The organism is Bacillus sp. FSL K6-1003 (assembly GCF_037964945.1).
GTDB lineage: Bacteria > Bacillota > Bacilli > Bacillales > Bacillaceae > Bacillus > Bacillus mojavensis.
The window spans coordinates 2,895,110-2,915,303 of the sequence record NZ_CP150176.1 but is presented as its reverse complement, the minus strand read 5'-3'; the positions used below and the strand labels follow the sequence as shown (position 1 = coordinate 2,915,303).

Here is a 20,194-nt window from a genome sequence, read left to right as displayed (position 1 = left end):
AGAAGAATGATTTAATGATATTTTTTCTAGGGGAGAAGGGAACATGCAAAAACAAAAACAAGAATTGCATCGCGGTCTTGAAGAAAGGCATATTTCTTTAATGTCTTTAGGGGCTGCCATAGGAGTGGGACTCTTCCTTGGCTCCGCATCAGCTATTCAATTAGCAGGGCCAGGAATTTTGGTGGCATATGCCTGCAGCGGTCTGGTTATGTTTTTTATTATGAGGGCGCTTGGGGAAATGGCCATTCAAAAGCCGGTCGCGGGCTCCTTCAGCAGGTACGCACGTGACTACTTAGGTCCGCTCGCAGGCTACTTAACCGGGTGGAATTACTGGTTCTTATGGGTTGTAACCTGTATGGCGGAAATCACCGCTGTCGGAATTTATATGGGATACTGGTTTCCGGATGTGCCAAATTGGATTTGGGCATTGTCGGCGCTGGTGATTATGACTGGTGTCAATTTCCTGGCCGTGAAAGCGTATGGAGAGCTGGAGTTTTGGTTCGCTTTGATTAAAATTGTCGCGATCCTTTCTATGATTGCTGTCGGTTTATTAATGATCATTGCAGGCGTCGGCAATGGAGGCATTGCTACAGGCATCAGTAATTTATGGAGCAACGGCGGATTTTTTCCTCATGGAATAAAAGGGGTTTTATTGTCACTTCAAATGGTGATGTTCGCGTATTTAGGCATTGAGATGATAGGGGTGACGGCCGGCGAAGTCAAAAACCCGCAAAAGTCATTAGCGAAAGCGATTGATACGGTATTTTGGCGTATCCTGATTTTTTACGTCGGTGCTTTATTTGTGATCATGTCCATTTATCCGTGGCAGGAAATCGGCTCACAAGGAAGCCCTTTTGTACTCACGTTTGAAAAAGTGGGGATTCCATATGCGGCAGGCATCATTAACTTTGTCGTTCTGACGGCAGCGCTGTCTTCTTGCAACAGCGGCATATTCAGCACCGGACGCATGCTCTTTAACTTAGCGGAGCAGAGCGAGGCGCCAAAAGCATACGGTAAGCTGACCAAAGGCGGCATTCCGGGTAAGGCCGTACTGGCTTCTGCGGGTGCGTTATTAGTCGGTGTGCTGTTAAACTATATTGTGCCTGCGAAGGTATTTACTTGGGTCACAAGCATTGCCACGTTCGGGGCGATTTGGACATGGGCGATCATCTTGCTTTCTCAGATCAAATATCGTAAGGGCATGCAGCCAAAGGATCAAAAGCAATTAAAATATAAAATGCCTTTTTACCCATTCACGTCATATTTATCATTGGCCTTTTTAGCATTTGTCATTATCCTGATGGCTTATAGTCCGGAAACAAGAGTCGCCGTTATTGTCGGTCCGATTTGGTTTCTGATTTTGATAGCCGTTTATTATGGCAAAGGCTTTCATAAGAAAAACGCAGCTGTGTCAACTGAACAACAGATCAGCTGACAAAGAGAGCTCCCGGCGGGCTCTTTTTTGTTTAAGTAAAGCTACTCATAGAGAGCAGAGAATAGGAATAAGTTTTTTGCAGAGACTGCTTACAGTGGCGTCTCATTTTTTATGATAAGATAAAAGTCACACGTTTGTTTTGATTTGTGAACGTTTTATGGAAAATTAAAAACCCGAACTGCTATTTGGTTCGGGTCAGCGATGGTTATCGCTTAAATAATATTTTGAAAAATGGTAAAGTAAAACGAAGCTGGTCTTACATTTGCTGAAGTGATTTATAATATTGACCTTTTGTTACATATTCAGACCGTATTCTTTGCATGTCTTTTCGGTCTTCATCCGTCAAAGGGCGGATGACTTTTGCCGGGCGGCCGAAGGCAAGATGGCCTGGAGGAATGATTTTTCCCGGCGGAACAAGACTGCCGGCACCGATAAAGGCGCCTTCACCGATTTCGGCTCCGTCTAAGATGATTGAACCCATGCCGATTAAGGCGTTCTTGCGGATCACGGCGCTATGGAGTGTAACTTGATGGCCTATCGTGGCGTCATCTTCAATGAGAAGCGTCCGGTTCGGGCTTTGATGGAGGCAGCTTAAATCTTGGATATTGACTCTGTTACCGATTCTGGTCGGGGCTACATCTCCTCTTATGACCACTGAGAACCAAATGCTGGATTGTTCTCCGATGACCACATCACCGGTAATTGTTGCATTATCGGCTACAAAAGCCGTTGGGTGGATTTTTGGCGTGTATTCCTTATAAGGGTAAATCATATATCTTTCATCCTTCTTTCTCTATTTAATTTTTGTATGAGGTGAACCGCATGTGGACCTGGAAAGCAGACAGACCTGTGGCAGTGATTGTTATAATCCACGGGGCAAGTGAACATCATGGACGGTATAAATGGCTGAGTGAAATGTGGAGATCTTCGGGTTATCACGTTGTAATGGGTGATCTGCCGGGACAAGGGACAACCACCCGGGCCAGGGGTCATATTCACTCATTTCAAGAATACATTGATGAAGTAGATACTTGGATCGATAAAGCGCGAACCTTTGAACTGCCTGTTTTTCTTCTCGGCCACAGCATGGGCGGCCTGATCGCGATTGAATGGTTTAAACAGCAGAGAAACCCCCGCATTACGGGAATTATTTTATCATCACCGTGTCTCGGGCTGCAAATTAAAGTCAATAAAGTGCTTGATCTTGCATCGAAGGGGCTGAATGTCATTGCTCCGTCGCTTAAAGTTGATTCAGGATTATCGATTGATATGGCGACACGGAATGAAGATGTCATCGAAGCAGGCCAGAACGATCCCCTTTTTGTCACGAAGGTTTCTGTCAGATGGTACAGAGAGTTGTTAAAAACTATCGAGTCTGCCATGGTGCCGACAGAGGCTTTTCTAAGGGTGCCACTTCTAGTCATGCAGGCCGGAGATGACAAGCTGGTCGACAAAACGAAGGTCATCAAGTGGTTTTCAGGGGTTGCTTCCCACAATAAGTCATATAGAGAATGGGAAGGGCTTTATCATGAAATATTTAATGAACCGGAAAGAGAAGACGTTTTTAAAGCCGCAAGAGCATTTACTGATCAATATATTTGAACTGGGGGGTGCATGTGTTGACAGTACCGGAACATCCTTTTGGACTGATGGCCAAAGTATATCGTGAAATTTTTCCGCTCGTTCATCAAGAGCTGAACATATGGAAGCAAAAATCAGAAGCAATTAAAAACAGTGAATTAAAAGCACAGGCAACCGCAAGTATTCGAGATAAAACGTTTCACTGTGAAGGCGGCGGCATATTGGCCTTATTGTCAGGGAGTCATAAGCAGAAATGTGTTGAGTTCATCATCGCATATCAAACAATCAGCGACTACCTGGACAATTTGTGCGACCGCAGCACCTCACTTGACCCGGAAGATTTTCGAATGCTTCACACCTCTATGCAGGACGCGTTGACAGTGGGAGCTGAACCGCAAAATTATTATCAATTCAGGGACGAGCAGGATGACAGCGGATATTTGCAGGAATTGGTGAAAACGTGCCAGCGTGTCCTCGGTTCTATTGAACACTACGACATGATTAAACCTTATTTGCTGGAGCTTTGCGGCTATTATTGCGATTTGCAGGTGCATAAGCACGTTGTAGAGCATGAGCGCGTCCCGCGCCTTGAAAAGTGGTTTACCCAATATGAATCAGAGCTTCCTGAGATGGAATGGTATGAATTCTCAGCTTGTGCAGGCTCCACGCTAGGCATTTTCTGTCTTGTCGCATATTCGTTTCAGCCTGATTTTACTGAAAGCACCGCAAAAAAAATCCGCAACAGTTATTTTCCTTACATACAAGGTCTTCATATTCTGCTTGATTATTTGATTGACCAGGAGGAGGACTTGCTTGAAGGGGACTTGAATTTCTGCTCGTATTATCAGTCGCATGAAGAAATGATGAATCGGCTGCAGCACTTTATTCAGAAAGCCGATGAACATCTGCACGGCATTCCGCACGAAAACTTTCACCGCTTAATCAACCGCGGCTTGCTGGGTGTCTATTTGTCTGATGATAAAGTGGCGGGCCAAAAGGAAATGGGCCGGCTCGCGAAGAAGCTGATCAAAGCAAGCGGAAAAACCTCCTTTTTCTTTTATATCAACGGCAGAGCCTACAGAAAGTTTCAAAAGATAGCCTGGATGAAAAACTCAAAGAAAAAAGCTCAAATCATTTGCTGATTTGAGCTTTTTTTTCGATCGCAATAATAAACGGCGGGTCATTTTGCTGATTGATAAATCCGTATGTTAAGACACGGGCTGCTTGCTGATCCAAGTCCCGGCAAAAGTCGAGCACGTCGTTTTTTTCAGTTTTGCCTTCCGGATGGCCGTGATAGACGACCAAAACAATCAGGCCTTCATCTTTCATGATGCTGAGAAGCTGTTCAATTGCTTGAATCGTTGAATTGCCGTTTGTCGTAATCGATTTGTCCCCGCCTGGCAGATAGCCAAGGTTAAACACAGCGGCCGCTACTTTCCCGTGTGTTTCCTGCGGAAGTGATTCAGCAATTTTGTCATGGCTTTTATGAAATAAATTTGTCCGGTTTTGATAGGTGTCACCGAGCCGCTCCTTCGTATTGGCCACTGCTGATTCTTGTATATCAAATGCGTATACATGGCCGTTTTCACCGACAAGTTCAGCTAAAAACAGGGTGTCGTGCCCGTTCCCCATTGTGGCGTCAACAACAATGTCTCCGTCCCCTGCGGCCATTTTCAGCAGCTCTTTACTGTAAGGAAGAATCTTTTTCAGAATCATAAGGCTGATTCCTCCTGAAGACGCTGAAAGAACTTACCTTGGTAGCTGCCGCGGTTTTCAAGTTCTTTATTGATAGCGCCGAGCACTTCCCATTTGTTCACACTCCACATTGGCCCAATCATCAATTCAATCGGCCCGTCACCAGTGATACGGTGTACGATCATTTCTGGCGGGATGACCTCAAGCTGGTCACAGACGAGCTGCACATAATCGTCTTGAGAGAGGAATTCCAGCTTTCCCTTTTCGTATTGTTTCACCATCGGCGTGCCCTTCAGCAGGTGCAGCAAATGGATTTTAATACCCTGTACGTCCAAATTTGCCACTGCTTTTGCCGTTTCCATCATCATGTCCCGGTCTTCCAGAGGAAGTCCATTGATAATATGCGAGCAGATGCGTATGCCGTGTTTTCTTAGCTTGTTCACACCTTCAACGTAGCAGTCAAAGTCATGTGCCCGGTTAATCAGAAGAGCTGTGCGTTCGTGAACTGTCTGAAGCCCGAGCTCCACCCAGAGATACGTGCGTTCATTGAGTTCTGCCAAATACTCAACAACGTCATCCGGCAGGCAGTCCGGCCGTGTGGCGATTGAAATGCCGACCACATCGTCAAGCGCGAGAACAGACTCGAATTTCTCTCGAAGCACGTCAACTGGCGCATGTGTATTGGTGAAAGCCTGGAAATAAGCGATATATTTCCCGTCCTTCCATTTTTCATGCATGCGGTTTTTAATGTCGTGGAATTGCGTCATTAAATCATCGGCCCGGTTTCCTGCAAAATCACCGGAGCCCGCAGCGCTGCAAAAGGTACAGCCGCCGTGAGCGACAGTGCCGTCACGGTTCGGGCAGTCAAAGCCGCCGTCAAGCGCTACTTTAAATACCTTATGCCCGAAATGATCTCTGAGATGATAATTTAATGTATGATAGCGTTTTTCCGTATTTGAATAAGGAAAAGGATTGTTCTGAATCACGATTAATGTGCCTCCTTGCGTACAATTGCATCCTAAAATTGTAGCACGCATTTCATATGAGAACAAATGAATATCGACCATAAATTTCTTTATTGAATCATGTCTGATGAGGCTACACTATGGATGATGGAAAGTTTCCATTACCAAGAGGAGGGGTTACTGTGGCAACAAGACAATCAGTAGATGAACATCTCCAACAATGTATGCAGGCGTATGATTATGCTGAAGAACAGCTGAAAATCGCTTCTAAACAAGAGCATTATAACGACCAAGAATACAGTGATGCGCAAATGCAGATTGAAAATGCGGTAAATGCCTTGAATAAACTATGGCTGTCATCAAATGATCAGCAGAGAGAACAGCTGTACAGAATGAGACTTCAGCTTCAAGCTTTGCAAAATAATATGATCTTGCAGCACCCTCTTGATGTGTAAGAAACGGACCCTTTTGATAAGGGTCCGTTTTTTTGTAAAAAAGGATTGACTTTGCACTGCAAAGTATTTATTGTGTTAAGTGTACTAATTGAAGTAATACACTATAGACACTAATGAAAATCATTTATATATTGAATTTAAGGGAGGCAGTTATGAAACATAAAAAACAAAACAAACGTAACGTGCCAATGCTGATCGCGGCATCTATGATCGCTTGTTCTTTTTTTCTTGTCCTTGTGATGATCGGTTTTGAGTGGCAAAAAAGTATAATTGATTCGTTTTATTTATGAAAGGTTCAGATCGTATAGAAAGTAGGGAAGTAAATGATTCAAATCGATCCAAGAAGCTCAACGCCCATTTACGAACAAATTATTCAGCAAATGAAAGAGCTTTGTTTGAAAGGGATCATGAAGCCTGGTGATAAGCTTCCTTCTGTCAGAGAATTGGCGACGATCATTATTGCGAATCCGAATACTGTCAGCAAAGCGTACAAAGAGCTTGAGCGAGAGGGTATTATTGAAACGCTGCGGGGCAGAGGGACCTATATATCGGAAAATGCAAAAACGACACTGGTTGAAGGGAAGATGACGATGATTAAAGAGCAACTCAAACAGCTCATCATCGATGCACATTATGCGGGGGTTGAGCTGGAGAAACTGCAAGAATGGATAAAGGAAATCAGCGCTGATGTGAAAGGGGGCGAGAGTGATGATTGAATTAAGACAGCTGTCAAAGACGATTGACGGCAATCAAGTATTAAAAGACGTTTCTTTAACAATTGAAAAAGGGGAAATTTTCGGGCTGCTCGGCCGGAACGGATCGGGTAAAACGACGATGCTCCGTTTAATCCAGCAAATTATTTTCGCGGACAGCGGAACGATTCTGTTTGACGGCGTAGAAATCAAAAAGCATCCGAAGGTGAAACAGAATATCATCTACATGCCTGTTCAGAATCCTTTTTATGACAAGTATACATACAAGCAGCTTGTTGACATCCTGAGAAGGATTTATCCGAAGTTTGATGTCACCTACGCGAATGAGCTGATGAACAGATACGAAATTCCGGAAACGAAAAAGTACCGTGAGCTGTCGACGGGCTTGAAAAAACAGCTGTCACTCGTTCTATCGTTTGCGGCGAGACCGGCGCTGATTCTTCTTGATGAGCCGACGGACGGAATAGATGCAGTGACAAGGCATGATGTACTGCAGCTGATGGTCGATGAAGTGGCTGAGCGTGATACGAGCATCCTGATCACCTCCCATCGCCTTGAGGATATTGAACGGATGTGCAACCGAATTGGTTTTCTCGAAGATAACAGACTGACCAACGTCATGGATATTGATGAGTTAAAAGAAGAATACATTAAAATTCAAATGGCCTTCGATACAGATGTCAATTTGGCCATCAGAGAGCAAAACATTCCGATGCTCGATCAGGCCGGTGTGTTCTATACGGTGCTGATCCCAAAAAGCGATGAGGAGAAAAAGAGCTTTTTAAGAGAGCTGAAGCCAAAAGTGTGGAATGAGCTTCCTGTCAACTTGGAAGAAGTATTCATCGCGAAGTTTGGAGGGAAGCGGAGATGGTAGACCGAGGTCTCCTCTATCGAGAGTGGAAGCAGAATCAAGTGGTGATTTTGTTAAGTATTGTGTTTTTGGTGCTGGCAAATCCGCTTTCTATCGTTAATACGTATTTATCTTATCAAGGATGCTTTGACCGCCTAGACCCGCAATATTGTGATTTTATTGTGAATTATTCCATAAGCAATCTGATAGATCTCAACTGGGTGCCCGGTGTCATTTTGGCGGTCTGCTTCCTGGGCATGGAACGTTCGAAAGGCACGATGGATTTTATATTAAGCCTCCCATATAACAGAAGCCACATTTTCCAGACGAAATTTTGGTTAGGCAGTTTTGTGATTGTACTGTCTCAATTGATTGGCTTTTTACTTGCATGGCTGCTAATTCTTGTTTATAGCCCTGAACACGTCTACTATTTTGAGCACAGCAGCGTTGGGGTGATCGTGATTAGCTTTATGACTTACTCACTGGTGATGGCCGCCGGAGCGTTAACGGGTAATGCTTTTGCCCAGCTGTTAACGGCGTTTTCTGCAGCTATATTGCCGTATTTAATGATTGCATTGCCGATAATCAATTTAGAGATCGTTTTTAATTTCCATATATATGAGTTTTTCTCTTCCATAAAAGGTTATTATGAATTGGAAAACAAATTCATGTATCTATTTCCTTTTGTTTATGTTGGAAATGACTGGATTTTTGATAACGGATTTATTTTATTGATTCCAGCTATTTTGAGCATTCTGTTTTACTTGATTGGCTATATCAGCTTTAAAAAGCATCCAAGTGAGCGAAACGGATACTTTTTCATTTGGAAGAGATTAGACCGTCCGGTACAAATTTTGGTTATCATTTTTGGCATTCTCGGATTTGGTTTGTTTGGATATTCTGCCGGACATTCCATTATTGGTTACATTTTTGGAATGATCTTTGGAGCTGTAGTTGGATTTTTTGTGAGCTACTTCTCTATTTATAAGAAAACTAAAAATTAAAAAACACTTAGGTTTGGAGGGAAGTGATGTGCCGGATTCCGGGCTGTTTTATAAAGAGTGGAAGCAAAATAAAGCTCTGTTAACCATGATTTTCTTGGTATTTATGCTTAGCAATCCTTTTACCGTTTTAAATACGTACACCTCATATCAAGGCTGCGTGGCTAATCAGAACGAGTGGGTCGGAACCTGCGTATTTACGATTAACTATTTAAATGGCACATTTATCTCACTCTTTTGGATTTGGGGTGTCGTTTTGGCTGTCAGCCAGCTTGGAATAGAACGAAGCAAGGGCCTCTTTGATTTTACATTAAGCCTTCCTTATACGCGAGGCCAGATATTTAATGCGAAGTTTCTGACTGGCGGTATTGTGATTGTGGCACCGCAAATCTTTGGATATGTTTTATCTGTTTTGCTCCTAGTGCTTTTGAAACCCGAGCAAGCCGTTTATTTTCATCACTATAGCCTGGGAATGATCATCATCAGTTTGCTGGCTTATTCTCTGGTCATGGCGGGGGGAGCTTTGACAGGCCATATTTTTGCCCAGCTATTGGTTTCAGCTACTGTTACGATTTTGCCTTTTTTGCTCATGACTCTTCCTGCTATCAACCTGGAAATCCTTCTTGGCGGAACAGTAGAGTTTATACATGGCCCTGTGCCCGAATGGGTGCAGTATCTATTTCCGGTTACTTACGCTGTGCCGAATTGGGTTGAGGATTCTCCACATTATTTAGTGATTCCGGCCATCATGACGATCATCTTTTACATCATCGGCTACATCAGTTTTGTCAAACTGTCTAATGAACGGAACGGATATTTCTTTTTGTGGAAACCGCTAGACCGCCCGGTACAGGTCATTGTCATTATCATTGGAATCATGGGCTTCGGGTATTTTGGATTTGCCGCAACGGAAAGCTTCGTCGGCTACATATTTGGCATGGCTGCTGGCGCCGTGATTGGTTTTCTTATCAGCTATTTTGCGATTTATAAAAAAACAAAACATTTATAAGGGAGAGAGAAAAGATGATTGAAGTTCAGCATATTAACCATTCTTTCACGATTGGAAAAAAGGGCCGTGAGAATGAAGTGCCTGTCTTAAAAGATGTCTCGTTGACTGTGGCGAAAGGAGAAATCGCCTGTATCGTCGGACGAAGCGGATCAGGAAAATCAACACTTCTGAATTTGATATCAGGCTACATCACACCGACAAAAGGGCGTATTGTGATTAACGGAACTGATGTTACGGGCTTTAATGAAAAGGAATGGGCTCAGTTCCGCCTTGAACACTTTGGGTTTATTTTTCAAAGCTTTCAGCTCATCCCGGGCTTAACGACGTATGAGAATGTTGAAATGCCGCTGGCGTTAAAAGGGATCAAGCCGTCAGAGCGCAAGAAAAAGGTACAGGATATGCTGAAACGCGTCGGTCTTGAAAACCATGCCGCTCACTATCCTAATGAACTGTCGGGCGGACAGCAGCAGCGTGTCAGCATTGCGAGAGCGCTGATTTTAAATCCGTCGATTATTTTAGCGGATGAGCCGACGGGAAGCCTTGATTCAGAAACGGAACAGGAAGTGCTGGAATTGATTCAGCAGCTGAACCGTGAGCGGGGCATTACATTTGTGATTATTACTCATGATGATGAAGTGGCTTCAATCGGACACTCAAAATTCCAGTTGCATGACGGTGTGTTAAAAGGAGGTATTACCGTTGAGATTTAAGGATCAGGTTCATTTTATCAGAAGAAATATGAAGAAAAACAGGCTCCGCGTCTTTATGACCATTCTTGCGACAACAATGGCGTGTGCGTTTTTGGTTGTGCTGTCGTCCGTAGGATTTGGGATTCAAAAGACGATCACAGATATGACGATGAGCCAGCAAATTGTGACTAAAGTCAGTGTAATGGGCAAGGAAGGGGATAAGCCTATTAATAAAGCTGATTTAGAGAAGTATGATCATGTAAGGTCAGTTGTAGAACGAACGCAAGTGTATGAGCCAAACAAAGCAACTTTAGGAAATCGCACAAATGAAAGCTCTAATCTCATTTTTACCAATATGAACGATGAATTAAAAGCAAATATGGAATTAGAAAAAGGAAGAGTCGCAAAGTCGGAAAATGAAATCGTAGTTGGATACGACTTTGCAAAGAGATTATTGACGAAAAAAGAATCTGAAGAATATAACAAAAAAATCGAAGAAGCAAAAGGAAACCCCGAGGATATAGAAGAACCAAAGGGCTACACGAAAGACATCCTGAACAAAACGATTGAATTAAGTGTATCAAAAACAGATCCTAAAACAGGGGATGTTACGAAAACAAAAACGTATGACTTTAAAATTGTCGGTATTACAAAAAAACCATCTCAAGATTGGATGGAGGATTCAAACATCTTCATTAGTGACCAGTTCAAGAAGGACTTTTCGGAATTTTTGGACTTCAAGGGCGGAAATGTTGAAAAAAATGTTGGCGTTTATGCTGATAAATTTGAGAATGTGGAACAGCTGACAAATGATCTAACAGATGACGGATACTATGTCACATCAGTTACTACCGAGCTTGAAGGAGCCAACACCTTCTTCATGGTCTTCAAAATCGGCCTGATCTTTGTCGGATGTATCGCGGTTATCATTTCAGCCATTGGAATATTTAACACGATGACGATGGCGGTTACAGAAAGAACGCAGGAGATCGGCATTATGAAAGCGATTGGGGCAAGTCCGTCTATCATTCGCCGAATGTTCTTGATGGAAAGTGCGTATATCGGAATTTTAGGCTGTGTGATCGGAATTATCATTTCTTACGGCGTGAGTTACCTTGTCAATCTGGCCGTTCCGATGATTCTCGCGGCGACAAGCGGAGGCGAAGCGGGCGATCTGAATTATACGTTTTCTTATATTCCGCTCAGCCTTGTCATCATTGCGGTTGTGATTTGCGGCGGTGTCGCTGTGATCTCGGGTATGAACCCAGCCCGAAAAGCAACAAAAACCAACGTGCTGACAGCATTAAGAAGAGAGTTGTAATCAAGAAAAGCCGGCTGAACCAGCCGGCTTTTTCTGTATAGCGCATCAACAAGATTTGCTATACACTTGACATAAAAAAAGGAAAAAGTGCGGTGAGTCCATTGTTTAAACTTTTGCTGATAGAAGATGATAAATCGCTGTTTCATGAAATCAAGGAGCGTTTAACGGGATGGTCCTATGATGTATACGGCATTCAGGATTTCAGCCAAGTGATGCAGAAATTTGCGTCAATCAAACCCGATTGCGTCATTATTGATGTTCAGCTCCCTAAATTTGATGGGTTTCATTGGTGCCGGCTGATCCGTTCCCGGTCAAATGTTCCGATTCTCTTTTTATCCTCCCGTGACCACCCTGCTGATATGGTCATGTCGATGCAGCTGGGAGCGGATGACTTTATTCAAAAGCCGTTTCATTTTGATGTGCTGATTGCGAAAATCCAAGCCATTTTCCGGCGTGTATACCACTATAATACGGAGCCCGGCACGCTGAAAACATGGTGCGGGGCTGCTGTAGACGCGGAGCAGAACCTCGTCAGCAATGACAAAGGCTCTGTTGAACTGACTAAAAATGAAATGTTTATTTTAAAACACTTAATTGAACAAAAAAACAAGATTGTCAGCCGTGAGGAGTTAATCAGAAGCCTGTGGAATGATGAGCGCTTTGTCAGCGATAATACGCTGACCGTCAATGTCAACCGCCTGAGGAAAAAATTGGATGAATTGCAACTTGGGACATATATCGAGACGAAGGTCGGCCAAGGCTACATGGCGAAGGAAGAGGATCATTTCTATGATTAAAGCATTCCTGATTGAAAGACGAAGCTGGATTGCCGCATTTTTGCTGCAGCAAATTCTGATTTTGTTGATTGCCTTTGTCGATCCATCTATTCCATTTGAAAATGTTCTTTATATTGTTTATTTGTGTGTCCTGATCTTTGTTGTGTTTGTTATTATCCGTTTTCGGAAAGAAACCGCATTCTATAAAAGCCTTGAAGAATGGGAAAATAATCTTGATGTCACCGCCATAAGTGAACCGGAGACGCCGTTTGAAGAGTTGATTGAAAAAAGCATCACCGGACAAACGGAACAATTGAAGCAATCTGCATTGCGGAATCGCTTGGCATTAGAAAATGAAAAAGATGAACTGATGGCGTGGATACATGAGGTCAAAACGCCATTAACAGCACTGCATTTAATCATCGATCGGATGGAAGAACCATCATTAAAATCCCAGCTATCGTATGAGTGGCTGCGCATCCATCTGCTTCTTGATCAGCAGCTTCATCAAAAGCGCATGTCCTTTATCGAAAATGATCTGTCTTTAGAGATGATCAAGCTTAAGCCCTTGATTATTAAAGAGATCAGAGACTTGCAATCGTGGTGTATACAGAAAGGAATCGGGTTTGATATTCAGCTGGAGGCAGAGGAAGTCTTGAGCGATGCGAAATGGCTGTCCTTTATCATCAGGCAGCTGCTGACCAACGCCGTAAAATACAGTGAAGCAGCTGATATTGTGATCAACAGCTATGAAAAAGACGAGCGGAAGGTTCTTGAGGTAAAAGATTTTGGAAGGGGCATTGACAGGAAAGATGTCTCACGAATTTTTGATAAAGGGTTTACATCTACAACCGATCATCATAATCAGTCTTCTACGGGCATGGGGCTGTATCTGGCAAAGAGAGCCGCAAAACCGTTGTTGATCGATATCGATGTGCGTTCAGAGCTTGGAGCTGGAACAACCTTTACTTTAACCTTTCCGAAACGAAATCAATTCGAACATGTCATTAGCATGTGACGAAAATGTCACATGCTTTTCTTTTTTGTTCGCCTAATCGAAGGAAAAGCCCGTCGATCCTTTTTATAATAACAGTATCCAATATAAAGGAGACTACGGACATGATGATTTTAGAAGCGAATAAAATTCGAAAAAGCTATGGTAATAAGCTGAATAAACAGGAAGTGCTGAAGGGCATCGATATTCACATTGAAAAGGGCGAATTCGTCAGCATTATGGGTGCTTCAGGGTCGGGCAAAACCACTTTGCTTAACGTTCTGTCCTCGATAGATAAGGTCAGTCACGGAACGATCAACATTAACGGAAATGAAATGACGTCCCTGAAGGAAAAGCAGCTGGCTGAATTTAGAAAACAGCACTTAGGCTTTATCTTTCAGGATTACAATTTGTTAGACACATTAACAGTGAAAGAAAATATCCTTCTGCCGTTATCGATCACGAAAATATCTAAAAAGGAAGCACACCGCAAGTTTGAGGAAGTGGCGAAGGAATTGGGAATTTATGAATTGCGGGATAAGTACCCGAATGAAATTTCCGGCGGCCAGAAGCAGAGAACATCCGCCGCAAGAGCGTTTATTCATGACCCGAGCATTATTTTCGCTGATGAGCCGACCGGCGCGCTCGATTCGAAGTCAGCCTCTGATCTATTAAATAAACTGAGCCAGCTCAATCAAAAACGCAGCGCCACAATTATTATGGTTACCCATGATCCCGTTGCAGCGAGCTACTGCGGCAGAGTCATTTTTATTAAGGATGGTTTGATGTATACGCAGCTGAATAAAGGGGGCCAAGACAGGCAGACGTTTTTCCAGGATATCATGAAAACACAAGGCGTGTTAGGCGGGGTGCAGCATGAACATTAATCAGCTCATTCTGCGAAATCTGAAAAAGAATATCAGGAATTATTACCTCTATGTGTTTGCCTTAATCTTTAGTGTGGCGCTTTATTTCGCATTTGTCACACTCCAATATGACCCGTCCATTAATGAAGTAAAAGCTTCCATTAAAGGCGCCGCGGCTATTAAAACCGCTTCAATTTTACTTGTGGCTGTTGTATCAATCTTTATTTTGTATGCCAATACCATTTTTATTAAAAGACGGAGTAAAGAGATCGGGCTGTTTCAACTAATCGGAATGACAAAGCACAAAATCTTTCGTATCTTAAGTGCGGAAAATATCATGCTGTATTTCGGCTCGTTAGCCATCGGGGTTTTTGCCGGATTTTCAATATCAAAGCTTGTGCTCATGATCTTGTTCAAAATCGTCGATGTCAAAGCTGATGCGAAACTGCATTTTTCTGAGCAAGCCTTGGTGCAAACAATCATTGTGTTCTGCGGCATTTATCTTTTGATTATGATCATGAATTATACGTTTATCAAAAAACAAAGCATTTTATCTTTGTTTAACGTAACGTCTTCCACTGAGGATAAAGTGAAGAGAATCTCTTTTTTCCAGATGCTGATTGGTGCGCTAGGCATCGTGTTGATTTTAACGGGATACTACGTGTCTTCTGAGCTGTTTAGCGGAAAATTCAAGACCATAAACGAACTGTTTTTCGCAATGAGTCTTATCTTAGGGTCCGTCATTATCGGGACGTTTCTCTTTTATAAAGGATCGGTTACGTTTATCTCGAACATCATTCGGAAAAGCAAGGGCGGCTACTTGAATATCTCAGAGGTTCTGTCACTGTCATCAATTATGTTCAGAATGAAATCGAACGCGTTGCTGCTGACGATTATCACAACCGTTTCAGCGCTCGCCATCGGGCTGTTATCCCTTGCTTATATTTCGTATTACTCGGCAGAAAAGACTGCTGAACAAAATGTAGCGGCGGATTTTTCATTCATGAATGAGAAAGATGCCAAACGATTTGAAAGCAGTTTGAGTGAAAATGACATGTCGTACGTCAAAAAAGAAATGCCTGTCCTGCAATCGTCTGTTGATCTCACAAATATCATGGATGGACCTTCGAAAGAGATGCAGAGCGATCCCGCCAACACACAACTCGCTGTTGTTAGCGATAAAGATGTAAAAGGCGTGGATGTGGCGGCTGGGGAAGCGGTTTTCTCAGGCTACACCGACTTGCTGCAAAGAATAATGGTTTTAAAAGACTCCGGCAGCATTAAAGTCAAAAGCAAGCATGAGACACAATCATTACACTATAAAGGATTAAGAGAAGAGTTTCTTGTATCCTACACGTTTACAAGCGGGGGAATGCCTGCAGTCATAGTAGATGACAACCTGTTTAAACAGCTGAACAAAGATAAAGACCCTCGCATTCAGCTGGCGCAATCTGAATTTATCGGCATCAATATGAAACATGGAGATCAGCTTGAAAAAGCAAATGAGCTTTTTCAAAAGGTGAACAAGAAAGATCTACATTTATCAAGGCTGGATACAAGTATTGCGCAAAAATCTCTTTTTGGTATGGTCATGTTCATCGTTGGTTTCTTAGGATTAACATTTCTCATCACCTCAGGGTGTATCCTTTACTTTAAACAAATGGGTGAAAGTGAAGAAGAAAAACCGAACTATACCATCCTAAGAAAACTCGGTTTTACACAGGGAGACCTGCTGAAGGGGATACGCATCAAACAAATGTATAACTTCGGCATTCCATTGGTGATCGGCCTCTTTCACAGTTACTTTGCCGTTCAATCCGGCTGGTTCTTATTCGGATCAGAGGTATGGTCGCCGATGATTATGGTGATGGTGTTATATACTGCACTCTATTCTATTTTCGGTATTCTGTCGGTTCTTTATTATAAAAAGGTGATTAAGTCGGCATTGTAAAACAGTAAAAGCTCCAGAGAAACTGGAGCTTTTACTGTTTATCGTTTCGGCGCCCGATACCCGGCTGCCTCAGCCTCTTCCACTGAACAAAACATGTCAGCAGGGTCTGTCGTCCGGTCATAGTATGTACTGCCCGGCGTATGATAGATGCCGTTTTTGCTGTCTTTGATAAGACAGCCTTCTGCTGTATCAGCTGAGCTGGTTTCGTTGCTTTTATTCGTGCTGGTTGAAGAATGTTCGCTGTTTTCTTTCGTGCTGGCTGTTCGGTTTTGTGCCTCTTTTAATTGCTTTTCAAGTTTTGTTTTATCTTGTTGAAGGGTTTCATTTTCAGCCTTTGCTGTTTTGGTATCTTCTTTGAGCTGTTTTTGTTTTTCTTGAAGTTCTTTATTTTCTGCTTTTAATGATTTCTGAGTCTTTTTTAATTCACTATTTTCTTTCTCCAGCTGCTTGAGCTTGTCTTGATCTTTTGTATTGTCTTTCAGTTTCTTTGCTTCAGAGCTGATGGCTTCATACTCTTTCTCAAGTGCTTCATGCTCTTGTTTAAGACTTTTATATTCAGTGTTTATAGCTGAATATTTTTTATCAGCATTTGCTGCGGCGTCAGGTTCTGACAAAGCTGCTCCAGTGAAGAGCAGAATGAGGCCTCCAATGAAAAGCGGCCAAAAGAGTTTTTTAGAGAATCGTTTTTCCTTTTTCAGCACATATCTGACGAGATGGTATACTCCATAGCCAAGTGAAAAGAGAAATGCAAAAAAACCGAGGAATGCGAATGCCATTTCCATGAAATTTACCCCTTTTTCTATTTATTTTACAATTTTTGAGTAATATTTGTTAGATTTTTTCACACTCATCTGTTGAAAAATATGAGATAGACAGATAGAATGAATGTGCTATGATAACTGGATTCGTACGGAGCCTTTTGAGGTTTCCGTTTTTTCATGAGCTTTTATAGATAAGAAAGGGGGATCAGTATGCCGCGCGCATTGAAAATTTTAGTGATAGGGATGTTTATTAATGTGACGGGGGCATCCTTTTTATGGCCGCTTAACACGATCTATATTCATAATCATTTAGGAAAGTCGTTAACGGTCGCGGGGATTGTCCTTATGCTGAATTCCGGCGCCAGTGTGGCAGGGAATTTATGCGGCGGGTTTTTGTTTGATAAAATCGGCGGGTTTAAATCCATCATGCTCGGAATTGCGATTACGTTAGCAAGTCTGGTGGGTCTCGTCTTTTTTCATGATTGGCCGTTTTATATTGTGCTGCTTACAATTGTCGGGTTTGGTTCGGGTGTTGTTTTTCCGGCCAGTTACGCAATGGCTGGATCAGTGTGGCCTGAAGGGGGAAGAAGGGCATTTAATGCGATTTATGTCGCGCAAAACGCAGGCGTTGCCGTCGGTTCTGCGCTTGGCGGCGTGGTGGCGTCTTTCTCGTTTTCATACGTATTTTTGGCGAATGCCGCGTTGTATGTGGTTTTTTTCTTTATCGTATATTTCGGATTTCGAAACATTCAGACGAAGGATGTGTCTCAAACGTCTGTGCTTGATTATGACGCTGTAAGCAGCAAAACGAAATTTACGGCTCTGGTCATATTGAGCAGCGGGTATGTGCTCGGGTGGCTGGCATATTCTCAATGGTCTACCACCATCGCATCGTACACGCAAAGTATCGGAATGTCTCTTTCTTTATATAGTGTGCTGTGGACGATTAACGGAATTTTAATTGTGGTTGGACAGCCGCTTGTCAGCTTTTTTGTGAAAAAATGGGCTGAATCGCTAAAAGCGCAAATGATCATTGGTTTTGTCATTTTTATTGTGTCTTACAGCATGCTGCTGACTGCGAAGCAATTTCCAATGTTTTTGGCTGCCATGGTGATCTTGACCATCGGGGAAATGCTTGTTTGGCCTGCGGTGCCAACGATTGCCAACAAGCTTGCGCCTAAAGGGAAAGAAGGGTTTTATCAAGGGTTTGTGAACAGCGCTGCGACAGGTGGCAGAATGATAGGGCCTTTGTTCGGAGGTGTGCTCGTCGATCATTCCGGCATTCACGCTCTCGTTTTATCTCTTTTGGTTTTGCTTATGATCAGCATAGTCACGACGATTTTATACGACAAACGATTAAAATCAGCTGATAAAGCGAATAAGCAGGCTTCAGTTTCTTCTTCATAAGAAAGATCCCGCCGGATGAGCGGGATCTTTTTACATAATCGGAAGCACGTTCACGGCATCCTTTACATTAGAATATGTTTTCAGCGATGAGAAATTAGCATCCAGCTTATTCATCTTCATGGCCAATTCGGGCTTAATGCCGGTAATGATTAATTCTGTTCCGGTCAATTTCAGCAAATGGCTCAGCTTGAAAATCTGGTCGGCGGTTTGTTCATTTACTTGGGCCAATCCTGATAAATCAATAATCAAATAATCATCTTTGGATGTTGATAAAATATTCGTCAATGTGCTGACGATGGAATTAAATCGCTCCTCTGTCAGGTTGCCGACTAGCGGAAGAGCCGAAATGCCGTTGCGAATCGGCACAATAGGAGTTGAAAGTGCAGTAATTTCTGTGAGGGAATCCTCGAGAAGCTGTTCATACTCTTTTTGCTTGGTGATGTCTTTTTGGATTCCGACAAAATAGGTTTTGTCTTCTATTTCCAGCGGATCAATATTTAACTCATTCCAGAACATCGTTCCGTCTTTTTTATAGTTTTGAATCTGAACTGTAACGGGCTCTTTATTTTGTAAACCGGCTCTGATGTTGTCCACTTCACCAGCGTCTGTATCTTTCCCCTGTAAGAAGCGGCAGTTCTTTCCTAAAATTTCCTCGGCCTCATAACCGGTCATTTGAACAAAGCCTTGGTTTACGTAGACAATCGGATTATCTTCAAGTGCAGGATCTGTAATCACTACACCGACTCGCGCGTGATCAAGCGCTTTTTTGATGACGTCCAGCTGTCCTTTTATTCCGAATGATTGAAAACTACCCATATAATTCCCCCTTAGGCCGCCAGCTTGCTGTGCGAAAGCCTGATATTCCCCTTTTTTTAATGAATTCTACAGTAACCGTAGCACAACACATGTTCTGATTCAAGCAAGCGCAGTTTGTTGTTTGTCATTCGGGCTTGTCCTCGTATACACTAAAAATAAGAACAGAGTTTGAACATATGAACGGAAAGGTTTCTACATGCTAAATAAGTGACTAGGTAAATGTCACTGGGTGAAAAATGAATCTAATGCATCAAGCTTACCGATCATGTGTTCACATATAATGGAAGAAACAAGCTTTTTTCAGATTTGCCAGTATGTAGATATCGAAAATCATCGGAATCGTTTAAGGGGGCTGGATGGCCTGAAGTCGCTTTACGAAATAAGGGCTTTAGGAAGGTGATGATGAAGATGCTGCATCAGGTATTAATTGCTTGTGTAATTGGAGGAATCATGGGGATTCTCGGTCATGTGAAAAAGAGAGGCAGACTGGAGAAACCCAGGATGACAAAGCGGTTTATCTATCTTGGATTTTTGGAAGATTGGTTTATCGGCATGACGGCTTCCATTTTACTTGTACTATCCGCTGACCCCGATTCAGGAATTCAACTTGTCATCTTATCCATAATCTCAGGCTACGGCGGTGAAGCTGTTCTCAGAAGCTTTGATTTTGTAAGAGAAATGAACAGCGGCGGCGAACCGGCCGAGTCGAAACGTCAAACCAAAACTCCACCAGAATAATTGTCCTCAATCTTCGCCCGTTCAGGGTACATTCCCATTGTATACAAACCTGCTTGCACTTATGAACAGAATTCTATAAAATACAGTTAAGATTACGGTTGCGAAAAGAACAATGAAGAGGAGCAGTAAGAAGCAGATATTGTTTCAGAGAGTTGACGGCTGGTGAAAGTC

The 20,194-nt window shown here is 42.7% G+C and carries 22 protein-coding genes and 1 other annotated feature (1 of these 23 only partly in view); of the genes, 17 read left to right on the top strand and 5 right to left on the bottom strand.

Annotated features, from left to right (window positions below; all coding sequences use genetic code 11):
- Positions 1-43: 43 nt before the first annotated feature.
- Positions 44-1,435, top strand: coding sequence for an alanine permease AlaP (gene alaP, locus NSU16_RS14890; protein WP_010331576.1), 1,392 nt, complete (start codon positions 44-46; stop codon positions 1,433-1,435).
- Positions 1,436-1,691: 256 nt separating this feature from the next.
- Here alaP and NSU16_RS14885 read toward each other — a convergent pair whose 3' ends face one another.
- On the bottom strand, positions 1,692-2,207 hold the full coding sequence (locus NSU16_RS14885; RefSeq protein WP_168748585.1) for a gamma carbonic anhydrase family protein: 516 nt from the start codon (positions 2,205-2,207) through the stop codon (positions 1,692-1,694).
- Positions 2,208-2,257: 50 nt separating this feature from the next.
- Here NSU16_RS14885 and NSU16_RS14880 point away from each other — a divergent pair, with 50 nt between their 5' ends.
- Together NSU16_RS14880 and tbcS are read left to right on the top strand one after the other, a co-directional pair.
- Positions 2,258-3,037: an alpha/beta hydrolase gene (locus NSU16_RS14880; protein WP_168748584.1), complete on the top strand. Its 780-nt coding sequence runs from the start codon at positions 2,258-2,260 to the stop codon at positions 3,035-3,037.
- A gap of 17 nt (positions 3,038-3,054) precedes the next feature.
- Positions 3,055-4,158 (top strand): tetraprenyl-beta-curcumene synthase, encoded by a 1,104-nt coding sequence (gene tbcS / locus NSU16_RS14875; RefSeq protein WP_168748583.1) that lies wholly within the window; start codon positions 3,055-3,057, stop codon positions 4,156-4,158.
- On the opposite strand, the gene NSU16_RS14870 is transcribed toward tbcS, so the two are convergent.
- Both NSU16_RS14870 and NSU16_RS14865 read right to left on the bottom strand, forming a co-directional pair.
- Entirely contained in the window at positions 4,148-4,732 is a 585-nt protein-coding gene (locus NSU16_RS14870; protein WP_339191364.1) for a class I SAM-dependent methyltransferase, read from the bottom strand. The two genes, tbcS and NSU16_RS14870, sit on opposite strands and share 11 nt — an antisense overlap.
- The gene (locus NSU16_RS14865) at positions 4,729-5,697 is read right to left on the bottom strand and encodes a TIGR01212 family radical SAM protein (RefSeq protein WP_268472156.1); all 969 of its coding nucleotides are present in this window, start codon (positions 5,695-5,697) and stop codon (positions 4,729-4,731) included. The genes NSU16_RS14870 and NSU16_RS14865 overlap by 4 nt, the downstream gene beginning before the upstream one ends.
- A gap of 161 nt (positions 5,698-5,858) precedes the next feature.
- Between NSU16_RS14865 and NSU16_RS14860 the strand changes: the two genes are divergently transcribed.
- The 12 genes from NSU16_RS14860 to NSU16_RS14805 all read left to right on the top strand — a co-directional run bounded on the left by NSU16_RS14860 (position 5,859) and on the right by NSU16_RS14805 (position 16,301).
- On the top strand, positions 5,859-6,131 hold the full coding sequence (locus tag NSU16_RS14860; protein WP_010331570.1) for a YtzC family protein: 273 nt from the start codon (positions 5,859-5,861) through the stop codon (positions 6,129-6,131).
- A gap of 152 nt (positions 6,132-6,283) precedes the next feature.
- On the top strand, positions 6,284-6,421 hold the full coding sequence (locus tag NSU16_RS14855; RefSeq protein ID WP_010331569.1) for a hypothetical protein: 138 nt from the start codon (positions 6,284-6,286) through the stop codon (positions 6,419-6,421).
- Positions 6,422-6,454: 33 nt separating this feature from the next.
- Positions 6,455-6,847, top strand: coding sequence for a GntR family transcriptional regulator YtrA (gene ytrA, locus NSU16_RS14850; protein ID WP_010331568.1), 393 nt, complete (start codon positions 6,455-6,457; stop codon positions 6,845-6,847).
- A complete protein-coding gene (ytrB, locus tag NSU16_RS14845) occupies positions 6,840-7,718 on the top strand; it encodes an ABC transporter ATP-binding protein YtrB (RefSeq protein WP_326218193.1) in 879 nt (292 codons plus the stop codon). Before ytrA ends, ytrB begins: the two co-directional genes overlap by 8 nt.
- A complete protein-coding gene (ytrC, locus tag NSU16_RS14840) occupies positions 7,712-8,698 on the top strand; it encodes an ABC transporter permease YtrC (RefSeq protein ID WP_268447724.1) in 987 nt (328 codons plus the stop codon). Before ytrB ends, ytrC begins: the two co-directional genes overlap by 7 nt.
- 28 nt (positions 8,699-8,726) lie before the next feature.
- A complete protein-coding gene (locus NSU16_RS14835) occupies positions 8,727-9,704 on the top strand; it encodes an ABC transporter permease (protein ID WP_268505330.1) in 978 nt (325 codons plus the stop codon).
- Between the two features lie 14 nt (positions 9,705-9,718).
- Positions 9,719-10,414, top strand: coding sequence for an ABC transporter ATP-binding protein YtrE (ytrE, locus tag NSU16_RS14830; protein WP_168748578.1), 696 nt, complete (start codon positions 9,719-9,721; stop codon positions 10,412-10,414).
- The gene (ytrF, locus tag NSU16_RS14825) at positions 10,404-11,714 is read left to right on the top strand and encodes an ABC transporter permease YtrF (RefSeq protein ID WP_326203265.1); all 1,311 of its coding nucleotides are present in this window, start codon (positions 10,404-10,406) and stop codon (positions 11,712-11,714) included. Before ytrE ends, ytrF begins: the two co-directional genes overlap by 11 nt.
- A 101-nt stretch (positions 11,715-11,815) precedes the next feature.
- Positions 11,816-12,511, top strand: a complete 696-nt coding sequence (locus NSU16_RS14820; RefSeq protein WP_339192697.1) for a response regulator transcription factor — start codon at positions 11,816-11,818, stop codon at positions 12,509-12,511.
- Positions 12,504-13,508 carry a sensor histidine kinase gene (locus NSU16_RS14815; RefSeq protein ID WP_339191360.1) on the top strand — a complete coding sequence of 335 codons (1,005 nt, stop codon included), beginning with the start codon at positions 12,504-12,506 and terminating at the stop codon, positions 13,506-13,508. The genes NSU16_RS14820 and NSU16_RS14815 overlap by 8 nt, the downstream gene beginning before the upstream one ends.
- A 101-nt stretch (positions 13,509-13,609) precedes the next feature.
- Positions 13,610-14,371, top strand: a complete 762-nt coding sequence (bceA, locus tag NSU16_RS14810) for a bacitracin ABC transporter ATP-binding protein BceA (protein WP_168748575.1) — start codon at positions 13,610-13,612, stop codon at positions 14,369-14,371.
- Entirely contained in the window at positions 14,361-16,301 is a 1,941-nt protein-coding gene (locus NSU16_RS14805) for an FtsX-like permease family protein (protein ID WP_339191359.1), read from the top strand. The genes bceA and NSU16_RS14805 overlap by 11 nt, the downstream gene beginning before the upstream one ends.
- Before the next feature lie 38 nt (positions 16,302-16,339).
- On the opposite strand, the gene NSU16_RS14800 is transcribed toward NSU16_RS14805, so the two are convergent.
- The gene (locus NSU16_RS14800; RefSeq protein ID WP_339191357.1) at positions 16,340-17,083 is read right to left on the bottom strand and encodes an LMBR1 domain-containing protein; all 744 of its coding nucleotides are present in this window, start codon (positions 17,081-17,083) and stop codon (positions 16,340-16,342) included.
- Positions 17,084-17,272: 189 nt separating this feature from the next.
- On the opposite strand from NSU16_RS14800, the gene NSU16_RS14795 reads away from it, so the two are divergent.
- Complete coding sequence (locus NSU16_RS14795; protein WP_010331557.1) at positions 17,273-18,469, top strand: MFS transporter; 1,197 nt, start codon at positions 17,273-17,275, stop codon at positions 18,467-18,469.
- A 30-nt stretch (positions 18,470-18,499) separates the two neighbouring features.
- Here the strand turns inward: NSU16_RS14795 and NSU16_RS14790 are convergent, their stop codons facing one another.
- Entirely contained in the window at positions 18,500-19,285 is a 786-nt protein-coding gene (locus NSU16_RS14790; protein ID WP_010331556.1) for a blue-light photoreceptor, read from the bottom strand.
- A 402-nt stretch (positions 19,286-19,687) separates the two neighbouring features.
- Between NSU16_RS14790 and NSU16_RS14785 the strand changes: the two genes are divergently transcribed.
- Positions 19,688-20,023 carry a DUF4257 domain-containing protein gene (locus tag NSU16_RS14785; RefSeq protein ID WP_003223352.1) on the top strand — a complete coding sequence of 112 codons (336 nt, stop codon included), beginning with the start codon at positions 19,688-19,690 and terminating at the stop codon, positions 20,021-20,023.
- Positions 20,024-20,126: 103 nt separating this feature from the next.
- Positions 20,127-20,194: a binding site (T-box leader), on the top strand (it continues 147 nt past the right edge of the window).